20 protein-coding genes are annotated in these 21,134 nt (G+C 50.4%); 6 read left to right on the top strand and 14 right to left on the bottom strand.

Translation table 11 applies throughout. The features are described from left to right. Positions 1-23 precede the first annotated feature (23 nt). On the bottom strand, positions 24-407 hold the full coding sequence (locus H6F76_RS11485) for a DUF4346 domain-containing protein (RefSeq protein ID WP_190508301.1): 384 nt from the start codon (positions 405-407) through the stop codon (positions 24-26). Between the two features lie 317 nt (positions 408-724). Between H6F76_RS11485 and H6F76_RS11480 the strand changes: the two genes are divergently transcribed. The 3 genes from H6F76_RS11480 to H6F76_RS11470 are packed head-to-tail and all read left to right on the top strand — an operon-like array spanning position 725 to position 2,375. Continuing rightward, complete coding sequence (locus H6F76_RS11480) at positions 725-1,276, top strand: hypothetical protein (protein ID WP_190508299.1); 552 nt, start codon at positions 725-727, stop codon at positions 1,274-1,276. 18 nt (positions 1,277-1,294) lie between these two features. Next, the gene (locus H6F76_RS11475) at positions 1,295-2,245 is read left to right on the top strand and encodes a nucleoside hydrolase (RefSeq protein WP_190508297.1); all 951 of its coding nucleotides are present in this window, start codon (positions 1,295-1,297) and stop codon (positions 2,243-2,245) included. Continuing rightward, complete coding sequence (locus H6F76_RS11470; RefSeq protein WP_190509049.1) at positions 2,235-2,375, top strand: hypothetical protein; 141 nt, start codon at positions 2,235-2,237, stop codon at positions 2,373-2,375. Before H6F76_RS11475 ends, H6F76_RS11470 begins: the two co-directional genes overlap by 11 nt. A gap of 17 nt (positions 2,376-2,392) precedes the next feature. Here the strand turns inward: H6F76_RS11470 and H6F76_RS11465 are convergent, their stop codons facing one another. The 7 genes from H6F76_RS11465 to H6F76_RS11435 form a co-directional block, all read right to left on the bottom strand. Continuing rightward, complete coding sequence (locus H6F76_RS11465) at positions 2,393-2,644, bottom strand: hypothetical protein (protein WP_190508295.1); 252 nt, start codon at positions 2,642-2,644, stop codon at positions 2,393-2,395. A gap of 105 nt (positions 2,645-2,749) precedes the next feature. Continuing rightward, positions 2,750-3,235 (bottom strand): hypothetical protein, encoded by a 486-nt coding sequence (locus tag H6F76_RS11460; protein ID WP_190508293.1) that lies wholly within the window; start codon positions 3,233-3,235, stop codon positions 2,750-2,752. 41 nt (positions 3,236-3,276) lie between these two features. After that, positions 3,277-6,411 carry an efflux RND transporter permease subunit gene (locus tag H6F76_RS11455; RefSeq protein ID WP_190508292.1) on the bottom strand — a complete coding sequence of 1,045 codons (3,135 nt, stop codon included), beginning with the start codon at positions 6,409-6,411 and terminating at the stop codon, positions 3,277-3,279. A gap of 84 nt (positions 6,412-6,495) precedes the next feature. Further along, positions 6,496-6,978 carry a DUF3368 domain-containing protein gene (locus tag H6F76_RS11450; protein ID WP_190508290.1) on the bottom strand — a complete coding sequence of 161 codons (483 nt, stop codon included), beginning with the start codon at positions 6,976-6,978 and terminating at the stop codon, positions 6,496-6,498. Then, positions 6,975-7,220 (bottom strand): UPF0175 family protein, encoded by a 246-nt coding sequence (locus H6F76_RS11445; RefSeq protein WP_190454707.1) that lies wholly within the window; start codon positions 7,218-7,220, stop codon positions 6,975-6,977. The genes H6F76_RS11450 and H6F76_RS11445 overlap by 4 nt, the downstream gene beginning before the upstream one ends. 282 nt (positions 7,221-7,502) lie before the next feature. After that, positions 7,503-9,182, bottom strand: a complete 1,680-nt coding sequence (locus H6F76_RS11440; RefSeq protein WP_190508288.1) for an efflux RND transporter periplasmic adaptor subunit — start codon at positions 9,180-9,182, stop codon at positions 7,503-7,505. 78 nt (positions 9,183-9,260) lie between these two features. Beyond that, positions 9,261-9,971, bottom strand: coding sequence for a DUF305 domain-containing protein (locus H6F76_RS11435; protein ID WP_190508286.1), 711 nt, complete (start codon positions 9,969-9,971; stop codon positions 9,261-9,263). Between the two features lie 287 nt (positions 9,972-10,258). Here H6F76_RS11435 and treZ point away from each other — a divergent pair, with 287 nt between their 5' ends. Further along, a complete protein-coding gene (gene treZ, locus H6F76_RS11430) occupies positions 10,259-12,076 on the top strand; it encodes a malto-oligosyltrehalose trehalohydrolase (RefSeq protein WP_190508284.1) in 1,818 nt (605 codons plus the stop codon). A 93-nt stretch (positions 12,077-12,169) separates the two neighbouring features. Next, entirely contained in the window at positions 12,170-14,962 is a 2,793-nt protein-coding gene (gene treY, locus H6F76_RS11425) for a malto-oligosyltrehalose synthase (RefSeq protein WP_190508282.1), read from the top strand. 70 nt (positions 14,963-15,032) lie between these two features. Here the strand turns inward: treY and H6F76_RS11420 are convergent, their stop codons facing one another. Beyond that, positions 15,033-16,427: a hypothetical protein gene (locus H6F76_RS11420; RefSeq protein ID WP_190508280.1), complete on the bottom strand. Its 1,395-nt coding sequence runs from the start codon at positions 16,425-16,427 to the stop codon at positions 15,033-15,035. Between the two features lie 18 nt (positions 16,428-16,445). Continuing rightward, entirely contained in the window at positions 16,446-16,718 is a 273-nt protein-coding gene (locus tag H6F76_RS11415) for a hypothetical protein (RefSeq protein WP_190508278.1), read from the bottom strand. Positions 16,719-17,056: 338 nt separating this feature from the next. Here H6F76_RS11415 and H6F76_RS11410 point away from each other — a divergent pair, with 338 nt between their 5' ends. Next, positions 17,057-17,674, top strand: coding sequence for a DUF2721 domain-containing protein (locus tag H6F76_RS11410; RefSeq protein WP_190508276.1), 618 nt, complete (start codon positions 17,057-17,059; stop codon positions 17,672-17,674). 27 nt (positions 17,675-17,701) lie between these two features. On the opposite strand, the gene H6F76_RS11405 is transcribed toward H6F76_RS11410, so the two are convergent. From H6F76_RS11405 to H6F76_RS11390, 4 genes are all read right to left on the bottom strand, one after another. Beyond that, positions 17,702-17,980, bottom strand: coding sequence for a hypothetical protein (locus tag H6F76_RS11405; protein WP_190508274.1), 279 nt, complete (start codon positions 17,978-17,980; stop codon positions 17,702-17,704). A 27-nt stretch (positions 17,981-18,007) separates the two neighbouring features. Then, positions 18,008-18,943 carry an NAD(P)H-dependent glycerol-3-phosphate dehydrogenase gene (locus H6F76_RS11400; protein WP_190508272.1) on the bottom strand — a complete coding sequence of 312 codons (936 nt, stop codon included), beginning with the start codon at positions 18,941-18,943 and terminating at the stop codon, positions 18,008-18,010. 12 nt (positions 18,944-18,955) lie between these two features. Continuing rightward, the gene (gene lipA, locus H6F76_RS11395) at positions 18,956-19,894 is read right to left on the bottom strand and encodes a lipoyl synthase (protein ID WP_190508270.1); all 939 of its coding nucleotides are present in this window, start codon (positions 19,892-19,894) and stop codon (positions 18,956-18,958) included. 87 nt (positions 19,895-19,981) lie between these two features. Continuing rightward, positions 19,982-21,097: a helix-turn-helix domain-containing protein gene (locus H6F76_RS11390; protein ID WP_190454677.1), complete on the bottom strand. Its 1,116-nt coding sequence runs from the start codon at positions 21,095-21,097 to the stop codon at positions 19,982-19,984. Positions 21,098-21,134 lie beyond the last annotated feature (37 nt).

Below are 21,134 nucleotides of genomic sequence, written 5' to 3'. Positions count from 1 at the left end.
GAAATATGCCTTCACCAACTTTTTCAATCCTGCACGTATTCCTGCCCACTCAGTAGCGCTGCCTCCGCCCGTTGAAACTCTCGCCCTAGGTACGAGGCGTGGTCAAGTAGTGTAATGGGGCAGGGTTTTGCCTGCTCAAAAAGCTGTACACAAAGCTCTTTCGCCGTTCTGCCCGTAAAAATCTGGGTTGGCTGCCGTTCAATCTTGCCGCGGATGGGGATAGGCTTGCCAGTTTCCGGGTCGCAGGCGAGACCCCGATCGTCAATAAAGTTTGTGAAATGCTTGGCGCAAATTAGCCCTTGTTCATAATCGAGATAGATGATGACATAGCCGCCAGGATCAAGGTCAATGTGACGCTTAGACAGCTTTTGATCGATCGCGGTGGCATCGGCAAGAGCCTGGTTCATGGTCTGCATCAAGTTCAAACTGTGATCTAGATAACGTTCTATCTACCATCTTAAAGGGTCTTGCAGCACTGACTCATCCACTCGGTAGACCAATGTGCTGTCAGATTTCATCCCTACTTCACCCTCTTTTTATCATTACAGAACAAAAAAGTGGCTGGCAAAAGCCATTCTAATAGAGACGGCACCTATACCTTTAGGCGTAGAACAGCCGCTCTGTCTTGATAAGGGGCGTAAGCCACTTGTCTGTACTGATAAATTCATGTCAACTGGCTGTAGTTTTATTCATCCTTCAAGCATTTTGAAGGAATTTTACGCTTATGCTTGACTCCTTTATTCCAGTAGAACTTGCAGTTGCGCCCAATCCGTTGGGGCTACCGTTTAACCTTAAACTCACGACCATTCCCATTGATGCTCGTACCTGCTTTGAGCTTTGGATGCCCGACGCACACAAAGCGCTTTTACCAGAAGAGGCAATGCTGTTACGGGGCGATCGTGCCCGTCTTGAAGAAATTTGTGCCAAGCTGACAGACTTACTCGGTGCTTCGCTCAGCCATGATGAGTTACCACACTATCAAGTAACGGTCGATCGCTGGCAAGGGGTACGGAGCGCATTGTATGATGCTGGAGCTGATTTTGATGCCATCGGCGTGACCTATGTGCCACAGAGTCTTTACCCCAGCCCTACCAGCAAGGGGGGGTTAACTGCCTGGACATTGCAAGAGGCACGGTGGGATGTTTCCTTCCTCAATCTCCAACCGTTGCCGCTAGGTTTTCGCGCTCAGACATTGCCCTTCAAGGTGACGATCGCCTTTGGTCAATCCATCACCAAGTTTGTCCAGACGGCTCCAGTCCTAGCTCGTCGTGCTTAAGGAAAGGTAAGCGTCTGCATGGCTGCTAAACCAATCATTATTGACTGTGATCCGGGAGCCGATGATGCGATCGCGCTCTTTCTGGCGCTGGCGTTTCCCGAAAAGCTGGACGTGCTCGGCATTACGACGGTGGCTGGCAATGTACCACTGCACTTGACGCAAAAGAACGCTCGTTGCCTATGTGAACTGGCAGGCAGGGCTGATTTACCTGTTTATGCTGGCTGTCCCCGTCCGTTGCTGCGCCCGTTGATCACTGCCGAAGACGTACATGGCAGAACGGGGCTGGACGGCATTCATTTGCCAGAGCCGACGATGCCGTTGCAAGAGCAACATGCGGTGGATTTTTTGATCGATACAGTGATGCGATCAACTGGCAACATAACGCTTGCTACCCTGGGACCACTGACCAATCTTGCCGTAGCGATCGTCAAGCAACCTGAGATCTGCCAGCGCCTTCAAGAAGTAGTGATGATGGGCGGGGCGGCGACTCAGGGCAACATTACACCGTCAGCCGAATTTAATGTCTACGTTGATCCTCATGCGGCACAGGTTGTCGTTACTGCCGGCATTCCCTTGACGATCGTGAGTTTGGATGTGACACACCAGGCGATCGCGACACCAGAACGACTCAGCACCATTGAAGCGATCAACTCTCCGATCAGCGCTGCCGCCATCGGTTTGCTGAATCACTATGGCGCGTATGATATGCAGCGTTATGGCTTTCCCGGTCCACCGCTGCATGATCCGTGTGTCATCGCCTATCTTTTGCAGCCTGATCTGTTTACCAGGCGCCGTGCCTATGTCGCGATCGAAACGACGAGCGAACTCACAATGGGGCGTACTGTGATCGATCAATGGCACGTGACGAACCAGCCAGCCAACGCCACTGTGATCGAATCCATTGAAGCAGAGGGGTTTTACCAACTGCTGACCCAGGCGATCGATCGCTTTAAGGAACATGGCTCCTGAGATCTACCTGAGCGGTGCTGCCATCTTAAACCCAATCCACCACCGACTTTTTCCGATTCAGGACACGACGAATCACCGCTCCTTAATCGAGTGCAGTTTCTGCCAGTGGCTCTTGCCTACGATCGCTTGAGCCATAGCAGACGTCGCCTACTTTCCGGTTGGAGCCGGATGATTCATGCCTGGCATCTTGTTTTGACTATCGTTTGGTTTCTGTGCCGCCATTTTCTTGCAGCAACTGCAGCAACCCATTGGCTCAGTTTGAGCGGCAGGTTTCTGGTTCTCTTGAGCCGCAGGCTTGGGCGTGTCTTGAGCAAAAGCATCACTGGCTGCGATCGTTGTCAGGGAAAGCAGCGCGATCGCTCCAGCAGCTACAACCTTAATTCCGTGTAATTTATGCATATCCACTCCTAATTGAATGAGCAAGAGCTAGCAGTAGCCTTTGAGAACAGCCTTACCTTCCGATGAAGGCTAAGAAATCAAATCCAGATGAAACGCAGCTTAGTGTCACTGCTTAAAGGTAAACCGCCCATTCACCTTCTCACCGCTGATGTCTGACAGAATAGCAACTTTGTATTCTCCTGGGACAACATTAGGCAAGATGGCTGTGTAGTGTTTATCGCTTGCATCATACGTCATAGGCAAGGACTTCTGGCTGCCATCGGGCAACTGCACTTGAGCCGTTACCTTTGCATTGGAAATGGCTTCGTGGTTGTCGCCTTTTTGCAAGAAGAAGTCGATGTGTGTTCCGGTTGATTCTTTTGCCGTGACCAACTCTAAGTGATAGGGACCAGATTCAATCACTTGTCCACCTTGCCCACCGTGATCACCACTAGATTTGGCAGCAGGAGAAGCGGTTGTAGACGGTTGAGCTGCAGGCGTGGAAGCCATAGGGCTACTCGTGGTCGTGGTGGGCTGATTGCCACTGCCGCAAGCACTCAAGCATAGAAGCCCGATCGCCGAAAAAGCTATGACACCAAATTTCAATTGCATGATTTTCCTCTTAAGTGAATGAACAAAATTAACTCAAACGGCTAAGCTTTACCTTGGATTTGCTCTAGCGTTGGCTGAGGAACTTTTCCGTTCTCAATAGCCAACCGTTTGGGAAAGAGAGCTTTGCCGAACCTGGCATAGAGTGCGGGTAAGATCAGCAACGTCAGGGCAGTGGAAGTGAAGAGTCCACCCAGCACAACGATCGATAAAGGTTGCAGCAATTCTTTTCCGGGTCCGCCCGCGATCACCAGGGGTGCTAAGCCTAACGCTGAAGTAAACGCTGTCATGAGAATGGCGTTGAGCCGTTCCATTGAGCCTTGAATCAGCAGATCGTTTAGCGGCATTCCAGCGGCGAATTTAGTGTTGTAGTTGTCTACCAGCAGCAACCCATTGCGGGTAGCGACTCCAAATAGGGTGACAAAGCCCACAAGCGAAGCGATCGACAAGATACCGCCCGTCAGCGCAACCGCAATCACGCCACCAACCAATGCTAGAGGCAGGTTGATCATGATCATGGCAGTGGAAGCGACCGATTTCACTGAGAGATACATGATGATGGTAATGACGACGAAAGCGATCGCGCTGAAAATCAGAATATTTTGGGATGCTCGTGCTTCGGCTTCAAATTGTCCTGCGTACTGGATGTAGTAACCAGCGGGAAGCTGCACCTGCTGTTTCACTTTAGTCTGGATGTCATTCACGACCGATCGCAAAGGTCTTCCCTGTGCGTTAGCAGCCACGACGATCAAGCGAGAGACATTTTCACGATTAATTGTGTTGGGTCCTGTGCTATCTCGCACCATTGCCACCTGTGCCAGAGGAATTTTATTGCCACTGGGCGTATCAATCATGAGGTTGCCGATGGTGTCCAGACTTTGGCGGGCTTCTGGCTTGAGCCACACCACCAGATCAAAAGTCTGCTGCTGTTCCAACACCTGCGAAACCACTCGCCCATTCAGCGCTGTCTCGATCGTGTCTGACAGTTGCCCAATCGTTAAGCCGTACCGAGCAGCCGCAACGCGATCGAACTGAATCTGAATTTGCTCGACCGGAATTTGCGGTTCAAGTTGGAGATCGACAATGCCTTCCACCGCTTGCATGGCATCATTCACTTGCTGTCCAAGAGTGCGGAGCTGCTCCAATTCAGGACCAAAGATTTTAACGGCGATCGCGCTTCTGACACCCGACAGCACTTCATCCATCCGGTGAGAAATAAAGCCTCCCACATTTGGTGCGGCTCCCGGCACTTTGGCAAACTCCTCGCGCAGCAATGCCACGCTTGCTTGACGATCTTTCATGCCTGACTCGCTCAACTCCACATCCACATGAGCCAGGTTCACGCCTGCGGCATCGGCATCACCCACTGCCCGACCCGATCGCACTTGAATGCTTTGAAAGTTGGGATTGTCTTTCAGCTTATGTTCCAGCACAGAGGCGGCACTGTTTGTCGCTTCCAGCGATGAGCCAGGATACAGCAAGAGCGTGTTGACCAGCGATTGCTCCTGAAACTCTGGCAGAAAGATGCGTCCAAACGATGGCACGACGATCGCGGCTGTTACCAAACTTGCCGCCGCGATGCTTAAAATAACGGTCGCTCGTCGCATCGAAAAGTGCAGCAACGGCAGATAAAGTCGTTTGAAAAAGCGAGCCACCCAGGGTTCCCGTTCAGGCAAACGACCATAAGGCAGCAAAAGCGCGCAGAGGGCAGGTGTGACGGTGAGGGCGACGGCGCTAGACGCTAATACTGCCGCTAAATAACCCAATCCCATCGGGATAAAAATGCTGCCTTCGACACCCGTCAGCGCAAAGATCGGCGAGAAGACGACGATCGTAATGATGGTGGCTCCAAACACAGAATCGCGCACTTCCTGGCACCCCTCAAACACTACCTCTAAAACGGGGTGGGGCTGGGGAGAGTACTTATTTTCTCGCAGGCAGCGATAGACATTCTCGGCATCGACGATCGCGTCATCGACCGCAGACCCGATCGCCACTGCCAACCCGCCTAAGGTCATCGTGTTCAAGCCTTGTCCGAGCCAGTTGAGCGCCAGTACTCCGACCAATAAAGATAGTGGTAAAGCCGCCAAGCAGACCGCTAAATTGCGCCAATTCATCAAGAAGGGAATCAGGATCAAGGCAACAATAATGCTGCCTTCGATTAATGCCTCTCGCACATTTGCGATCGACGCATCAATGTAAGCTTCCTGGCGAAAGGTCACGGCAACCTGAATCCCTTCTGGCAAGCCTGCTTTCACCTCGTTCATCGCGGCTTCTACAGTGCGGGTAACGGTGGGTGTATCAGCTAGGGGCTGTTTGTTGACGATCGCTACCACTGCTTTCTGAGCGTTGACGCTGGCATCTCCCCGCTTTACGGCTGCGCCAATTTTGACCGCAGCCACGTCTGAAATCCTCACAGGTGTGCCATTGCGAGCCGTAATTACAGACTGCTCTAAGGCTTGAATATCTTCAATCCGCCCAATGCCTCGGATCAATTTTTCGCGATCGGGCGTGATCAAGTAACCTCCTGGCGCATTGACGTTTGCCGCTGCCACTGCTTCTGATACGTCCTGGAGGGAGATGTTGAATGCTTGTAGTTTTTCAGGCGCAACCAGCACTTGATACTGCCGGACATCGCCACCAAACACGATCACCTGCGTCACTCCCGGTACTGCCAGCAAGCGGTTTGTGACTTGCCAATCCACAATGCGCCGCACCTCCATCAAGTCATTGGTTTTGGATGTGAAGGCATAGGTGACGATCGTGCCAATGGGTGAACTAATGGGCGCAATTTGCGGAGTCTCGATCCCCGCTGGAAGCTTGCTTTGAGCCGACTGCAACCGTTCTGTCACAAGCTGTCGGGCTTGATAAAGATCAGTGCCCCAATTGAACACCACTCGCACCACTGAAATACTGGCTGCGCTCGAAGACCGCACTGCCGAAATTCCCGGTGTACCATTGACGGCGCTTTCGATCGGCAACGTTACCAGTGATTCCACTTCTTCGGGAGCCAGTCCTGGCGCTTCGGTTTGAATCTCAACCTGCGGTGGTGCAAAAGTGGGAAACACATCCAACGGCATTTGGCTAATGGTGCGAACAATCCAAATCATCAGGATAATCGCGCCTAAAATCACTAACCAGCGTCGGGCGATCGCCCATTGAATAACGGAACTCAGCATAAGGCTTTCATTAGTAACCTTCCTGGTGACGTAGTTTCACCACCGTGACAAATAGAGATGAGATCAGAATGAAATTGAGCGGTTTCATTCGCCTACTAAAGACAACGTTTCTGCATAAAGTTCACCATGTACCCAAAATCCATTTGCAATCAGAGCATCAAGAAGCGGTTTTACTGTCGTAACCACCTTCTGCTGTTTTGCAGCCAATAAAATGCCTAATAGCCCTGTAACTTTGAGACCTGCTTGTATCGCTTGTTGTCGCCCTCGCCGCTCATCCATCAGCAAGCGATCGGCGGTTAGTTCAATGGCTAGAGCAATGACTTCGGCTTCACCTACATCTAGGATTGTCTGTAGCGGCTGAAGTAAAGCAGCGTTGGTAACAGAACGAATTTGAATCCAATCAAGCGTTTGAATTGCCAACACTGCGGGATCTTCAGAACCAGAATTAAGCAGTTCTTGATGGACGGCTGTTGGAATGATGACTTCGCTATAAAGTTGTTGGAGAATGACCAACTGTCCGATCGCCGCTAAGTTACTAATCGGAGATGTGTCGCTAACAACAATCATCGCCAACCCGATGCTTTTAGGCTTTCCACGTCCTCTCGCAACTCAGCCAGATCGTAATGTAAAGGGATGTGGCGATCGGCAAGGAGTCTCTGGAATCGCAATTGATTCATCTCAGCCAATCGACTCGCTTGTCCCAGGGTAAGTCGTTCCTGCTGAAATAGTAGGACAGCAATCTCTTGCCGTAGTTCTGCTTCTGTCATCTGCGCTGATTGTAGAAGTTCGTCAGAAATCAAAATACTCATCGTTTTCTGGCTGGTTAGTGGCTCTGATTCTAGAATAGGGGATACAAACCATTCCCCTCCAAAGCAGCATTTTGAGCAAGGTTATAAGCTGGCGGCAGGTAATCTCAAAAGCGTATGACTACGAAAGACCTGATTATGCAAGCACTGAACGACGTTCCTGAGTCCGCACTGCCAGAGATTCTGGAGTATGTGCGAGATCGAAAAGCTCAACATTCTAAACCCTTTAGTTCGCAAAGAAGTCTGGGACGCATACTTAGCTTCAGAGCGTGAGCGCAATGAAGTCTATCGTCGTCTTGCAGACTCCTGATTTTCTGACGCTGCCGGAAGGGATTCTTCGATCGCCGACTTTAAAGCAGGGGTTGGCTTGCCAGCATCGTCAGTTAGGCTAAAGTCATCGACGGATTCATGCTGGTTATGACCATTAGATGGTGAAACGAACGCCTTACGGTGACGGCGATTTGCCCACACCATGCCAGCGGCAAATGTCCCCGCCATCATTGCTCCTCCTAGGGGAACACCAATCCACCAGGGAATTGAGGCTTGCGGGTTAGAAACAGGCGCAGCGATCGTTTCTCCGTGATCCTCGGTTGGCTTGCCACCTCGCAGCGATTGAGCATAGAGCTGATTTGCACGCTGAGTCACAATGCGATCGCCATCAAACAACCCGTTTTTGACCTCAACGAACTCGCCTGCGTCTCGACCCAAGGTGACTTCTGTCGGTTGAAAAGTAGTGCCATTTTGCACAAAGACGATCGTCTTTTGATCGTTGGTTGTCACTAAAGCAGACTTAGGAATTGCCAACCTAGCAACGGGAGTTCGATCTGTGAGCACTTCCAACTCCGCGAACATCCCTGGTTTCAGCACTCCATCAGGATTGTCGAGTTGCGCCTTCACGGGCACCACGCGAGTTTCACCTTGAACAGTAGAACCAATGACGCTAATTTGTCCTTGAAACATTCGCTTGGGCAAGCTAGCAACTTTTAGCTGGACTCGTTGCCCAGTTTGGATGCGATCGAGGTCTTTTTCATAAACATTGGCGCTCACTTGAACGCTGCTGCCGTTGATGATGGTCATTACCTTTTTGCCCGCATCCTCACCCGATTCGCCCGCCGTGGTTTCGCGATCAGCAACGGTGCCTGAAATGGGAGCCGCGATCGTGATGGTGCCATCCTGGTTTGCTCTCGCGCCCAGTTGACGTAGGCGAGCTTGATACGTCTCTGCACTCAGTTGCACTTGCGATCGAGCCACCTGTACGGCGGCTTCTGCCCGTTGCAGTTGGGCAGCGGCTTCGGAGACCTCCAAGCGGCTGGTAGCTTTGGTCAGAGCCGCTTTTGCTTCCGCCAGTTTAGTTTCGGATTCTAGAAAGGTGCGTCGGGGAAGGGCACCACTGGCAGCTAGCACCTGATCTTTGTCGAACCGTTCTTGGGCAAAGCTGAGTTGGGTGCGGGCTTGAGCGATGTCCGTTGCCGCAATTTTCTGTTGTTGAGCAACGTTTTGCTGCGCCAGTCTCAAGTCTGCCTGTGCCTGTTGGGTCGAGCCGATCGCCTCCGATCGACGGTCTAACGCCGTGGTTCGCAGTTCTGCTAATTCTGGGCTGGTCATAATTGCTACTGCCTGACCGGCACGCACTCGATCCCCAGGCTGCACCAAAAGCTGCGTCACCGTTCCCTTAACTGGAGTTGTCACTTCCACCTGTTGGTTCGGTAGTGATTCAATCTGACCAGTGGTTTTGATGCCAAACGCCAAGCGTTGACGCGACACGGCTTCAACCTTTAGCCCCAACCGTTTCGCTGTTTCTGCATCGACCTGCACAGCATCAACAGATTGAGCCGCATGACTGCCGCCCTGAAATTCGTTGCCGTGACCCGCATGAGCCAAAACGCGCAGCGGAGCTGCTAGAAGCAGCAACATGAGTAGAGAGACTGTGATTTGAGTCGGGGATCGTTGAGAGGCATGAGTCATTGGCAGGTTCCTCCACAAGCACTTAATTACCAGCGTTTCAGGTAGCAATGAAAGCAAGATGAAAGCTCGTAGCCAGAACTATTGCTTGTACCAGGCTTGTTTCCACTGCTGCATTTGCTGGATTTCAGCTTTCTGAGAGTCAAGGATTTCCTGCGCCAGCTTTTTAATTTCGGGTCGCTTCGATTTATTCAAAGCATCCTGTGCCATCACTACAGCACCTTCGTGATGAGGAATCATGGCGTTGAGAAACCGCAGATCAAACTGGTCGTCTGCTGCCCCCAAAGACACACTCATCATCATGCTCTTGATCTGGTCTTGAGTCATGGGCATGGAGTGTTTCATCTCAGCGTGGTAGGCGATCGGCTCGGCACTGGCTTTGGGATACCAGGCTTGCCGCCACTGCTTCATCTGGTTCAGCTCTTTGTCCTGAGCCTGAATGATGTTAGCCGCCAGCTTTTGCATTTCAGGACGTTTGGATTTCTGCTGTGCCTCTTTTGCCATTTCGACGGCTCCCTGATGGTGCGGTGTCATAGCATCGACAAAGCGCAGATCAAACTCAGCATCGGCTGGACCCAGATCCATCGACATATGGTCTCCGCTGCCATGGTTCATGCGACCGTGATGCATATTGCCGTGATCCATTTGTTTGGCTCCAGCAGTAGTGGCAGTAGGGCTAGCAGTTTGAGTTTGGTTTTGGGCAGTGGTGGAGCAAGCGTTGAGAAAACTGGCAGTGGCGATCGCCCCTACTATGAGAGCGAGAGAACCTTTTGCAAAGAAGTAATGTGACATAGGTTTCTTTTGCCTGCAATAGAGGATCAGAAAAGTGATGTTGTTATTCTGGACTCTCCAGCTGACCAGAGAGTCAAGCAATTAATGCACCTAGTTGAGAAACTGTTTAAAGCGTGAGTTGTGGCACCCTGACACCCCTCTTAAACGTGGCATAGAGTTAGGGGATCAGGATAAAGTTGCCGTCCTTTTGTAAATCATGGCAAAAATCCTCTTTTTGATAGGTTGCCTTGCTGTATTGAGGAGAAATATAGTCCCTACAAAGTATCGGAAGCACAGGGCGATTTTCTATGGATGTTGGCGCTTTTTATCAGGGCGATCGCTGTCAGTTTACAGTTTGGGCACCACGGCATGAGAAGGTTGCAGTTAATCTTGTTTCTCCCAGCGGGCGCTTGTTGCCGATGGAGCCTGTTGGCTCAGGGTATTGGCAAGTGACTGCTGAAGACATCGCTCCGGGAACACAGTACTTTTATCAGTTGGGTAACGATATCGAACGCCCTGATCCTGCCTCGCACTATCAGCCAGATGGTGTGCATGGTCCCTCTGAGGTGGTTGATCATGCGGCTTTTGACTGGCAAGACCAGCAGTGGTCGGGCATTCCGTTAGACGAACTCATCATCTATGAGCTACATACCGGCACGTTTACTCCTGACAGCACGTTTGATGCCATTATTGACCGGCTGCCCGATTTGCAAGCACTGGGGATCAATGCGATCGAACTGATGCCCGTTGCCCAGTTTCCTGGCGATCGCAATTGGGGCTACGACGGGGTTTATCCCTTTGCAGTGCAAAACTCTTACGGTGGCGCCGAGGGCTTAAAGCGTCTCGTCAATGCGTGCCATCAGCAGGGCATGGCGGTCGTACTGGATGTCATTTATAACCACTTTGGACCAGAGGGGAGCTACTTCAGCGATTACGGACCTTACTTTACCGATAAGTACAACGGCGTTTGGGGTAGTGCGCTGAACTTTGATGACGCCCAAAGTTACGGAGTCCGCAATTACTTTCTGCAAAATGCACTGTATTGGTTTGAGACGTTTCACATTGATATGCTGCGCCTAGATGCGACGGATCACATCATTGACCTGAACGCCAAACACTTCCTTCAAGAGTTGGCAGAGCGGGTGGCTGAGTTTTCCCAGCAGCAAGGGCGGAAGTTCTACCTCACAGCTGAGAATGATGTGAATAACGTCCAGATTTTGCGTGGGTTGGATGAGGGTGGCTATGGGATGGATGCCCAATGGAATGATGGGTTTCATCACTGTGTTCATACCCTGCTTACAGGCGAACAGATCGGCTACTACCAGGATTACGGCACTTGTGGGCAGTTAGCAAAGGCAATCAAGCAAGGCTTTGTCTTTTCTTGGGAATATTCGCCGTTTCGCGATCGTTGGCATGGTAGCGACTCTAGCGCTTTTCCAGGTCAGCAGTTTGTCGTCTGTATTCAAAACCATGATCAGGTAGGCAATCGGATGCTGGGCGATCGTCTTACGCATCTTGTGTCCTTCGACGCGCTGAAGCTAGGTGCAGCCGTCCTGTTGCTGTCGCCCAATGTACCACTACTGTTTATGGGCGAGGAATATGGTGAAGACGCACCGTTTCTTTACTTTGTTAGCCACACGGATGCAAATCTAGTGGAAGCCGTAAGGGCAGGCAGAAAACGCGAATTTTCGCACTTTCATTTGGAAGGTGAATACGTTGATCCACAAAGTAAAGAAACCTTTGAGCGATCGCAGCTACGGTGGGAAAAACGTAACGAAGGTCATCACAAAACCTTGCGTGAACTCTACCAGCATCTCATTCAGCTTCGGCGCACCATCCCTGCTCTCAAAAAGCTGGATAAGCAGAATTTAGAAGCGACTGCCTTAGAAGATCAAAAACTGATCTTGCTGCACCGCTGGTCTGCTGATAGCCAAATTTTCTGCATCATGAATTTCAACCAGGAAGCAGTTAGCTTCGAGTCCAAACTTCCTGATGCAAAATGGCAAAAGATTTTGGATTCGGCGGATGAAAAGTGGTTAGGAACAAAGGCAAGCTTACCAACCGCATTAGAGTCTAATCAGCTCCTTACGATTCCTGGGCTGAGTTTTGCCCTTTATCAAGCATAAGCTGATTTTTCCTTTACTCAGGCATAGCCTCATTTCCTTTTGATCACGCTATGCCTGAATCTACTGAATGAGTCAATTAACGAGCAACCATGTATGAGAATTCCAGTTTCAACCTATCGCATTCAGTTTCGCCAAGAGTATGACTTTGCTGCTGCCACGGCGATCGTACCTTATCTTGCAGCGCTAGGTATTTCTGATCTGTACGCATCTCCCATCTTTAAAGCTAGAGCGGGAAGCAGCCACGGCTATGACGTTGTAGACCCAACTCAACTTAATCCCGAACTAGGCGATCGCGAAGCATTTGATGCTTTAGTAAGCGCTATTCAACAGCATCAAATGGGTTGGCTACAGGATATTGTGCCCAACCACATGGCGTACGATAGCCAAAATTTGTGGCTCATGGATGTGCTGGAAAATGGTTCCGATTCGGATAGTTTTGACTATTTTGATATTGACTGGAATCACATTTACGAAGAGATTCGTGAGCGTGTACTGGCACCACTTTTAGGTAACTTATACAGCGATTGTATTGAAAATGGCGAAATAAAACTTGCGTATGATGAAACAGGCTTAAGTGTTAATTACTATAGTTTGCGGTTGCCTGTTCGTATTGAATCGTATGCACGCTTCATCACCTATAATTTGGGGCAGCTAACGAAGGCTTTAGGTAGACGGCACCCAGATTTTGTCAAACTGCTGGGCATCCTTTACTTGCTCAAAAATCTGCCAGCAGAAGCAAAGGGTAGAGAACGGTACGACCAGGTGGCATTTGTGAAAGGGCTACTCTGGGAACTGCACGAACAAAATGAAGCTGTCAAAGAATTAATTGCAGCTAATGTGCAGTCTTTTAATGGTGAAGTCGGTAGCCCAGAAAGCTTTAACCTACTCGATAGCTTGCTCAATGAACAATTTTATCGGCTTTCCTTTTGGAAGGTTGGAGCAGAAGAAATTAACTATCGTCGCTTCTTTACTGTCAATGAGTTGATTTCAGTCAGAGTGGAAGAGCTTAAAGTTTTTCATAAAACACATTCGCTCATTGCTCAACTCGTTGAAGACGGTATTTTTACCGGAGTACGCATTGATCACATTGACGGTCTTTATAATCCAGTCGAATATTTAGAGCGGCTTCGTGAAAAAATTGGTGATGTCTATATCACAGTCGAAAAAATACTGGAACTAACAGAGTCATTGCCAACAGGCTGGCAGGTTCAAGGCACAAGTGGCTATGAGTTTCTTAACTACGTGAATGGGCTTTTTTGCGATGCTAATAATGAACCTGCGTTCGATCGCTTTTACACCACGTTCACAGGCGTAGCGTCTAGTTACGATCGCCTCTCAGCCGAGAAGAAATGGCTCATTATTGAAAAGAATCTAGCGGGTGATGTCGAAAATCTTGCTCAACGGCTGAAGCGGATAGCAGGGCAAACGCGATCAGGCGGTGACTTTACTGCCTATGGCTTGAAACGTGCATTAAGTGAAATTTTGGCACTCTTTCCAATCTATCGAACCTACATTACATCTGATGCAGTGAGTGAAACCGATCGTCAGGTTATTCAGACCACGATCGCCGCAGCGAAGAAGCAAGTACCGCTCTTACAACGAGAGCTTGAATATATCGAAGCCATTTTGCTACGAAACAATGAAGACTATCTGACTGACGAGCAAAAAGCCGATCGCTTGCACTTTGTGATGCGGATGCAGCAATTGACTGGACCGTTGATGGCAAAAGGCATTGAAGACACACTGCTTTATGGTTATAACCGCTTACTGTCTTTGAATGAAGTGGGCGGTAATCCGAGCCATTTTGGTATTCTTCCAGAGCAGTTTCATACCTTTAATCAGCAAAAGGTAGACCATTGGCTGCATTCAATGAATACAACATCCACTCACGATACAAAACGTGGTGAAGATGTTAGAGCGCGCTTAAACGTGTTGTCAGAAATACCGGATGCGTGGGCAGAGCAGGTTAAGCAATGGGCAGACATTAACTTTAGTAAAAAAGAACGGCTGGGTGGTAGAACCATACCTGATCGCAATGATGAGTACTTTCTGTACCAAACATTAGTTGGTTCTTTTCCCTTTGATGAGGCAGAGTTTCCAGCCTTCGTTGAGCGTCTCAAAGATTACTTGATTAAAGCAGTCCGCGAGGCAAAGGTTCATACTGCTTGGTTGCGTCCTGATAGCGAGTATGAGAATGAGTTTATTGCTTTTGCAGAAAAGTTACTAGATGCACCTGAAACGAATGAGTTTCTTGCTCAATTTAGACCCTTCCAGGCAATGATTGCCGAGTATGGCATACTCAATTCACTCTCACAGGTTTTACTGAAAAATGCGGCTCCTGGCGTACCTGATTTGTATCAAGGCGACGAGTTCTGGAATCTAAGTTTTGTTGATCCTGATAACCGTCGTCCGATCGACTATCAGCAACGTATGGCGGTACTAGATCAGCTTAAGACCAAGTTGCCGCATAACCCTTTAGCGCTGATTGATGATCTCTTTGAAACACGGGCAACAGGCAACATTAAATTGTTTTTGACCTATCAGTTACTGCAAGCCCGGAAGGCCTTTGCCAACTTGTTTCAACAGGGTGATTATCAACCGCTTGAGGTGGCAGGCGACTTGCAGAATCACATTATTGCGTTCGCTAGAACGGTAGGTGGACAGGCAGCGATCGCGATTGCCCCTCGCTTCTTCACCCCGTTGGTTCAGCCTGGAGAACGTCCGCTTGGTACGGCAGTCTGGAAAGACACCCATCTCATACTGCCGTCGGGCTTACCTTCGACCTGGACAAACGTCATTACAACTCAGTTGCTGCAAAGCCAGAACACGATCGCCATTGGTGATGCACTTCAGCATTTTCCAGTTGCCCTTTTGGTCAGCAGTTAAACCCAGGCAGTGTTTCCAATAGGAGGTGAGTCGATGAGCGGTTTATCGGCTCACCTGTATAAACAGAACGCTACAGCGTATAGAGCAACAGCAGCACCAGACAAGCATAAAGCAGCCAGGAAACGCCAGCAGGAACACTCAGTAGAGCAAGCAGGGAAACGATGGCAAAGCCCAGCAGCAGTAGGGCGATCGCGATCGCAGCCCACACTGCCCAGCACAGTTTCGACACCATAGCCACAACATTGGACTGTTGTTTGACGAGAAGCGTGTCTTCTCGCACAACTTCGCCGGTCAGCGCAAAGTGTGCCAGCGAGTTGTGGTTTTGCGGTTGCAGGGCGGCACCATGACCACCCTTGAAGTAGGCAACCGTATTTTTCTTGCCTTCGTGAGCGGCAAAGCCGTTATGTCCTGCGGTGCCCAAGTCACTGAAGCGCAAAAGTTCAAAAAAGCCGGGAAAGATGCTCATAATCCAATCGGCAGAGGCAACATCATTGCGAATGGTTTGGACACGCCCCTGCCTCACTAAGCCATCCCAATCATAATCACTACGGACAACGCTGCCAGCAAACGCAATACGATCCATTGTGCAGGCGCGGTATCGTTCTAAAGCGCTGGCAATTAAATAGGTGCCGTTACTATGACCGATATAGCTTAGGGCAGCTCTGGGATGGCGGGCGATCGCTTCAGTATATTCGTCCATAAACCAGTGCACATTCGTTTGCCGTGCACCTAGCAGCAAAAACCGTAGCATGGGGAAATAGCCATAGCCCGCAACACTGACATAAGCCGTTTTTTTCTGCGCTTCAATAGCTTGGCGTACAGCGTTTGTCCATAACCCTGTATCGCGGATGCCATGCATGATAAAGACAACCTGGTCTACCGATAGATCAACGGTTGCATCTGGAATGATGTCGCCTTCGATGGCTTCAAAGGGGGTTGTAAGGGCGTGTTGAAACCGGGCTTTGCGATAGGCTCCAATCTCTGGTTCCTGAAAGCGCACGATCGATTCATGCCCGGTGTCTCGGACTTTGAGATACTTAAAGTTCTGATCGGTTGCAACATCAACGTTATCTTCTTCACAGACAACATCATCCAGATCGCCGAGAAGCTGAATCGTCTGTGGTAGTACAGCGGTGGAGTTTTGACTAAGCCGAATCCAGTCAATCCGTAGATTGGCAACAAACGGGCTACCTCGTTGCAAGCGGCGGATAAATCTTCCAGTGTTGGTGAGGGCGAGGAGGGCGAAACCTAGCCGCTGTAATTGAAACTTGATCCAGTTCATATCTTCAGGTCGCTGCGCCAGCGAAAACCCTCGATTAATACTAGCCATCAAAATAATGCGATCGACCTTCGTTGCCCATGCGCGCTGAGGTATCTTGCCCAGCATCACATGGTCACTGTCATACCCCATTGCCATGACATAGGTTTTGCGAAGGATGAGCGCCCCAGCACTATGCCCAACCAAAAGAATGCGATCGTACGATTAGTAGTCTAATCGGTTGGTTCGCTGCGTGACGGCATCCTCAATATGTTGCACCAAATTCTCGGCAACTCTGCTAGGGTTTGTATTCGCGAAAATCCCCGCTGGATAATCAGGCACCAGCAGATCTGCATTGGGTAAGGACTCTTTCACCGCCGATCGCACCTCGTCTATCTGCTGAGATGTATGCGTATACGCATGAAGAAGGACAACCAGTTGACTGGAACTGCCATTCTCTTCACACGTTGTATTGGTTAGCAGCGTTTTCTTTGGCATTTGCTCTTAAGCGGGCGATCGACCATCACAATGTAGTTAAGGGGGATCTTATCCTGGCAACGCATCCTCACGTCACTGATTAGGTGGCGCAGCAACATAATGCAATTTATTTTTACTTGTAAGGATGAATAGCTTTGTGACTCTGGACTCTGGTATTGCTTTAAGGCTCTTGATCAGCCGTTGGAACTTGGTAAAGCTAGCCGTCTAACTTAAACTAATTGCCACCTAGATAGTTCATTTGTACTGAAGTAATCTATGATATTGATGACTATTGGTTGCGTCGTTGACAAACAACCCGTATCATTTGCCTACATAGCCGCATGGCTGAGGGGATCCCCATGAGCGTTGAGCAGACTACTCAGTTAATCCAACTAATTTTGAACTCGGTGCTGATGACGTTTGCCTGCGTGCTGCTGTTGAATCGCGTCAGTCTACGCCAGACAGCACTCGAAGAAACGCTGCAAGTCGCTAGTCGCCAGTGTCTTGATTTGCTGGAGGCTAGTGATATGCGCGGCAAAGCAAGAAGCGATAGCAAGGGAGTCGATCGCAGCACTAATCGCATCCTCCAAGCCAAAAAGTCTCTCCGTCAACTACAGTATCGCTACCAAGTCGTGCGGTACGGGGTTTTGGCAAATGCTTATGCGTTGTTATGTGCGATCGCCAGTACCTTCGCGCTAGCGTTAAGGACGTTGATCGACCTGGAATGGCTCGTGCCCATGTCGTTGGGTCTGTTTATGTTTGGTGTCACGCTGCTGTTATTAGGGGTTATCCTGGTACTCGTCGATCTCCATACAGCCGATCGTTCGCTTTGGGATGAAATCTCTAATCTGCTGAGTCCTGTGAGGGTCGATAACCCGCTCCGGTCAAGCTGGCAGCAACGGTCTAAAATTGCCGATCGCTTTATGCGTAGTCAGGCTTCTAAAATGCGACCATCGTCTAAAGCAAGGGTTTCCTGAGTGCATCAAGCTTGCGCTTGTAGCTAGTTAAGACTGGGGTGGAATCACGGTAATTTGATTAGTCGCACTATCGCGCACAATCCAACCAATCTTTTTGTCCAGATTCGTCGCATCCTCAGTGACGCTGAAATAAACCTTGCTGCCTTCCCGCGTTTCAACAGCAAAATCGGCGTTTTGGGCATAAATGACTTTGAAGCCACGATCGCGCAAGCAGTACATTGCCCAGCCCTTTAACGTTTGCTGCTCTGGCTTAAACGGAATCGGTGGCTGACTAAACAAGGCTGCGATCGCTGTAATGAGTGGCATTGTAACTCTTAATCCCTGAAATGAACCTTAGTGAATCTCTGGCTTATAGTCCCGTAGCATCAGTGCTTCGACGGCAGCCTGTGGTGTAATATCGCCCTTGAGCAAGCGATCGACCTGGTGTGAAATGGGTACGGCGATCGCTTGCTCGTTGGCTAATTTTATCAAGACCTGGGTCGTGTTCACGCCTTCTGCTGTGCCCTGAAGTTGGGCGATGACATCGGTGAGTGTTTTGCCCTGAGCCAGTTGGTAACCAACCTGGTAGTTGCGACTAAGCGCACTGTTACAGGTTGCCAGCAAATCACCCAAACCAGACAAACCGTAGAAGGTTTCTGGTTTCGCGCCCCAGTAAGTGCCCACACGAATAATTTCGGTAAGTCCGCGAGTGACTAGCGCTGCTTTCGCATTTGTGCCCAGTTGCAGACCATCACAGGCCCCCACCGCGATCGCAATCACGTTTTTGAGCGTCCCACCCAGCTCAACGCCCAGCATATCGGGATTGGTATAAACCCGAAACGCATTAGACGAGAGCGCTGCCTGCACCGTTGCTGCGGCGGCTCGATCGTGGCTGGCAACAACACTGGCGGCGGGTAAGCCCTGCTGAATTTCTTGGGAGAGATTGGGACCTGACAGCACAACAATAGGATGCGATGGTAAGGCTGCCTGCCAGATTTGGGACGGTAGCAGGGGCATGGTGTCAGCGCTGCTAGTGGCTGCCAGCCCTTTGGTTGCAGTAACAAAAACCGTATGCGAGGCGATCGCCACCTGCCCCACTTGCTCGACTACTGCACTCACTCCCTTCATAGAGACAGCCGAGATGACAAGATCAGCGTCACCGAGAACAGTTTGCAAGTCACCCTGTTGGCGTGACCACAGATGTACACTGTGCCCTTTTGCGGCTGCCAATCCCGCTAACGTGATGCCCCAGGCTCCAGCACCTAGAATAACGATCGTACGTTGTGACATAAGCTAAGGCGATCAGCTCTCAGCGTGCGATGGTTTGATCGCAGACTGCGGTGGGCTAACCGCTTGAAGCCGATCGCCTCTTTCCCGTGGAAACCGTTCCATTAGCGCTCTGACTTGCTCGGCATGGTAGGAACTGCGCGTAAGCGGCGAAGCGACTACTTGCAAGAAGCCCAGCGATTCACCATAAATTCTCCAAGCGTTGAACTGCTCCGGTCGCACAAACTCTACAACACCGAGATGTTTTTGGCTGGGCTGGAGGTATTGCCCGATCGTCAGAATGTCACAATCGACTGATCGCAGATCATCCATCACCTGCCGCACTTCAGCATCGGTTTCGCCCAAGCCCACCATAATGCCCGTCTTGGTGTAAACCCAGGGAGCGAAAGCACGAGTATGCTGCAAGAGTTCGAGCGATCGCTGATAGCTACCTTGTGGGCGCACCCGACGATACAAGCGCGCGATCGTCTCGGTGTTGTGGTTTAACACATCTGGGTTTGCTTGCAAGATGGTTGCTAACGCATCCCAGTTGCCGCAGAGGTCAGGGATCAGCACTTCGATCGTGGTTCCTGGTGACGCTGCACGGATAGCACGGATACAGCGATCAAACTGAGCTGCGCCACCATCGGGCAAATCATCCCGATTAACCGATGTAACCACCACATGGTTCAACCGCATTCGACGCACTGCTTCTGCCAATTGCTCTGGTTCTGCCGGGTCAAGCGGTTTTGGCTTTTTCTCAAAGTCAATATCGCAGTAGGGGCAAGCACGGGTGCAAGCAGGTCCCATAATCAGGAAGGTGGCAGTGCCGCTGTTAAAGCACTCGCCAATATTGGGACAGGATGCCTCTTCACAAACTGTGTTCAGCCCCAAATCACGCAAGATTTCCTTAACGTTACCGACCCGCTCCCACTGCGGCGCTTTTACCCGTAACCACTCTGGCTTAACAACCACGTTTGATGCCGTTAGTGAAACAACCTATCGTCCATCCTATCAGGCAAACGTTAGAAGGCAGTAGCTCTAGCGGCTGCAACCCAGTTTTTACCGCACAGGGCTACGTTCGGGTGGTGACATATTGCTTGGCATTGCCGTACTCTGCTTGCCACTGAGCGTTGATACATTTTTCTGGCTAGCCTTAGCAGTTGCCGCTTGAGCAGGAGCCGTTGACGGCTCGACTGTTACTGGTGGTGGCATTGGTGCTGAATTTACCTGCGGGGGGGCGGCTTGCTGCGAAACCCAGGCGATGCCGCTAGCCATAAGGGCTGCATACCCTACATAGATGTGCATCGAGTCCAAGCGTAACCCAACGTGCGTTTTTGGCTGTTGCCATGACGGTATAACAGCTGTTGCAGTCTCGATCTCCGGTAACGATGCTGCCAGGTGGTTGCCATCCAAACCCAAAGTATTACCAATCTGGCGAATAAAGCCACGCAGATAAATGTCCTCTGGTAGTCGATCGATACGCCCCATTTCCAACGCTTCTAATTGATGAACGGGAATTTGGGTCTTCATATGGAGATGGTACGGAGACCAGGCTTTTTCTTGCCGCGCCTGCCGGATCACTTGACCCAATTCTCGCAGGCAAGCCTCGCGTGCTTGTAGCGCTGACTGTGCTGCCAACTCTTTTTTGCTACGCTTTTTAGGCATATTGGCTCTGAGTTGCTTTGTTGTCGGCATCGCTGGCGGTGGGTAAACGGTAATATGCCCATTCAGGAGGTGGGTTGGAGGGCTATCTGAAGGTGCAGCAAGTACAGTGGTCGGAGGGTGGTTGTGAGCGGGCGCGGTCATAGCTACCTCATTAAGGCTAGCGTTCGGTGGTGGCGGTGCAGGTGGTTGTTGGAGTTTGGGTGCAGCCACTGATAACGTTGAGCCGCTAAAGCCTTGACCGCCTGATGGCATAAGCCCTGCCGGTTTCTTTCGCACCAGCTTACGTAACGCCAGTCGAATCGCTTCTCTACCGACTGCCCGCACCATGCACTGCACTTGCCTCGTTAGATCCTCTGGCAATGCCTTGATGCTTGAGAGCATCTGCCCATAAATTTCACTTTGATAAAGCTCCGTCTCTACCTGACCCAAAATGGCTCGCAGTCCATTCAGAGACATCTCGGCATTGCCTCCAGGAACACCCACATAGTAAGTAGACTCGTGTGCTAGCATCAATCGCCTCCCCTAGTTAAAACATTAAGCACTCAAT

The sequence above is a fragment of the Leptolyngbya sp. FACHB-321 genome, from assembly GCF_014695975.1.
GTDB lineage: Bacteria > Cyanobacteriota > Cyanobacteriia > Leptolyngbyales > Leptolyngbyaceae > Stenomitos.
This window is presented reverse-complemented; position numbering and strand designations above follow the sequence as displayed.

Excerpts from the sequence above, each read along its gene's own strand:
- H6F76_RS11485 (WP_190508301.1), bottom strand. The coding sequence starts at position 407 with ATGAACCAGGCTCTTGCCGATGCCACCGCGATCGATCAAAAGCTGTCT.
- H6F76_RS11480 (WP_190508299.1), top strand. The coding sequence starts at position 725 with ATGCTTGACTCCTTTATTCCAGTAGAACTTGCAGTTGCGCCCAATCCG.
- H6F76_RS11475 (WP_190508297.1), top strand. The coding sequence starts at position 1,295 with ATGGCTGCTAAACCAATCATTATTGACTGTGATCCGGGAGCCGATGAT.
- H6F76_RS11470 (WP_190509049.1), top strand. The coding sequence starts at position 2,235 with ATGGCTCCTGAGATCTACCTGAGCGGTGCTGCCATCTTAAACCCAATC.
- H6F76_RS11465 (WP_190508295.1), bottom strand. The coding sequence starts at position 2,644 with ATGCATAAATTACACGGAATTAAGGTTGTAGCTGCTGGAGCGATCGCG.
- H6F76_RS11460 (WP_190508293.1), bottom strand. The coding sequence starts at position 3,235 with ATGCAATTGAAATTTGGTGTCATAGCTTTTTCGGCGATCGGGCTTCTA.
- H6F76_RS11455 (WP_190508292.1), bottom strand. The coding sequence starts at position 6,411 with ATGCTGAGTTCCGTTATTCAATGGGCGATCGCCCGACGCTGGTTAGTG.
- H6F76_RS11450 (WP_190508290.1), bottom strand. The coding sequence starts at position 6,978 with ATGATTGTTGTTAGCGACACATCTCCGATTAGTAACTTAGCGGCGATC.
- H6F76_RS11445 (WP_190454707.1), bottom strand. The coding sequence starts at position 7,220 with ATGAGTATTTTGATTTCTGACGAACTTCTACAATCAGCGCAGATGACA.
- H6F76_RS11440 (WP_190508288.1), bottom strand. The coding sequence starts at position 9,182 with ATGACTCATGCCTCTCAACGATCCCCGACTCAAATCACAGTCTCTCTA.
- H6F76_RS11435 (WP_190508286.1), bottom strand. The coding sequence starts at position 9,971 with ATGTCACATTACTTCTTTGCAAAAGGTTCTCTCGCTCTCATAGTAGGG.
- treZ (WP_190508284.1), top strand. The coding sequence starts at position 10,259 with ATGGATGTTGGCGCTTTTTATCAGGGCGATCGCTGTCAGTTTACAGTT.
- treY (WP_190508282.1), top strand. The coding sequence starts at position 12,170 with ATGAGAATTCCAGTTTCAACCTATCGCATTCAGTTTCGCCAAGAGTAT.
- H6F76_RS11415 (WP_190508278.1), bottom strand. The coding sequence starts at position 16,718 with ATGCCAAAGAAAACGCTGCTAACCAATACAACGTGTGAAGAGAATGGC.
- H6F76_RS11410 (WP_190508276.1), top strand. The coding sequence starts at position 17,057 with ATGAGCGTTGAGCAGACTACTCAGTTAATCCAACTAATTTTGAACTCG.
- H6F76_RS11405 (WP_190508274.1), bottom strand. The coding sequence starts at position 17,980 with ATGCCACTCATTACAGCGATCGCAGCCTTGTTTAGTCAGCCACCGATT.
- H6F76_RS11400 (WP_190508272.1), bottom strand. The coding sequence starts at position 18,943 with ATGTCACAACGTACGATCGTTATTCTAGGTGCTGGAGCCTGGGGCATC.
- H6F76_RS11390 (WP_190454677.1), bottom strand. The coding sequence starts at position 21,097 with ATGCTAGCACACGAGTCTACTTACTATGTGGGTGTTCCTGGAGGCAAT.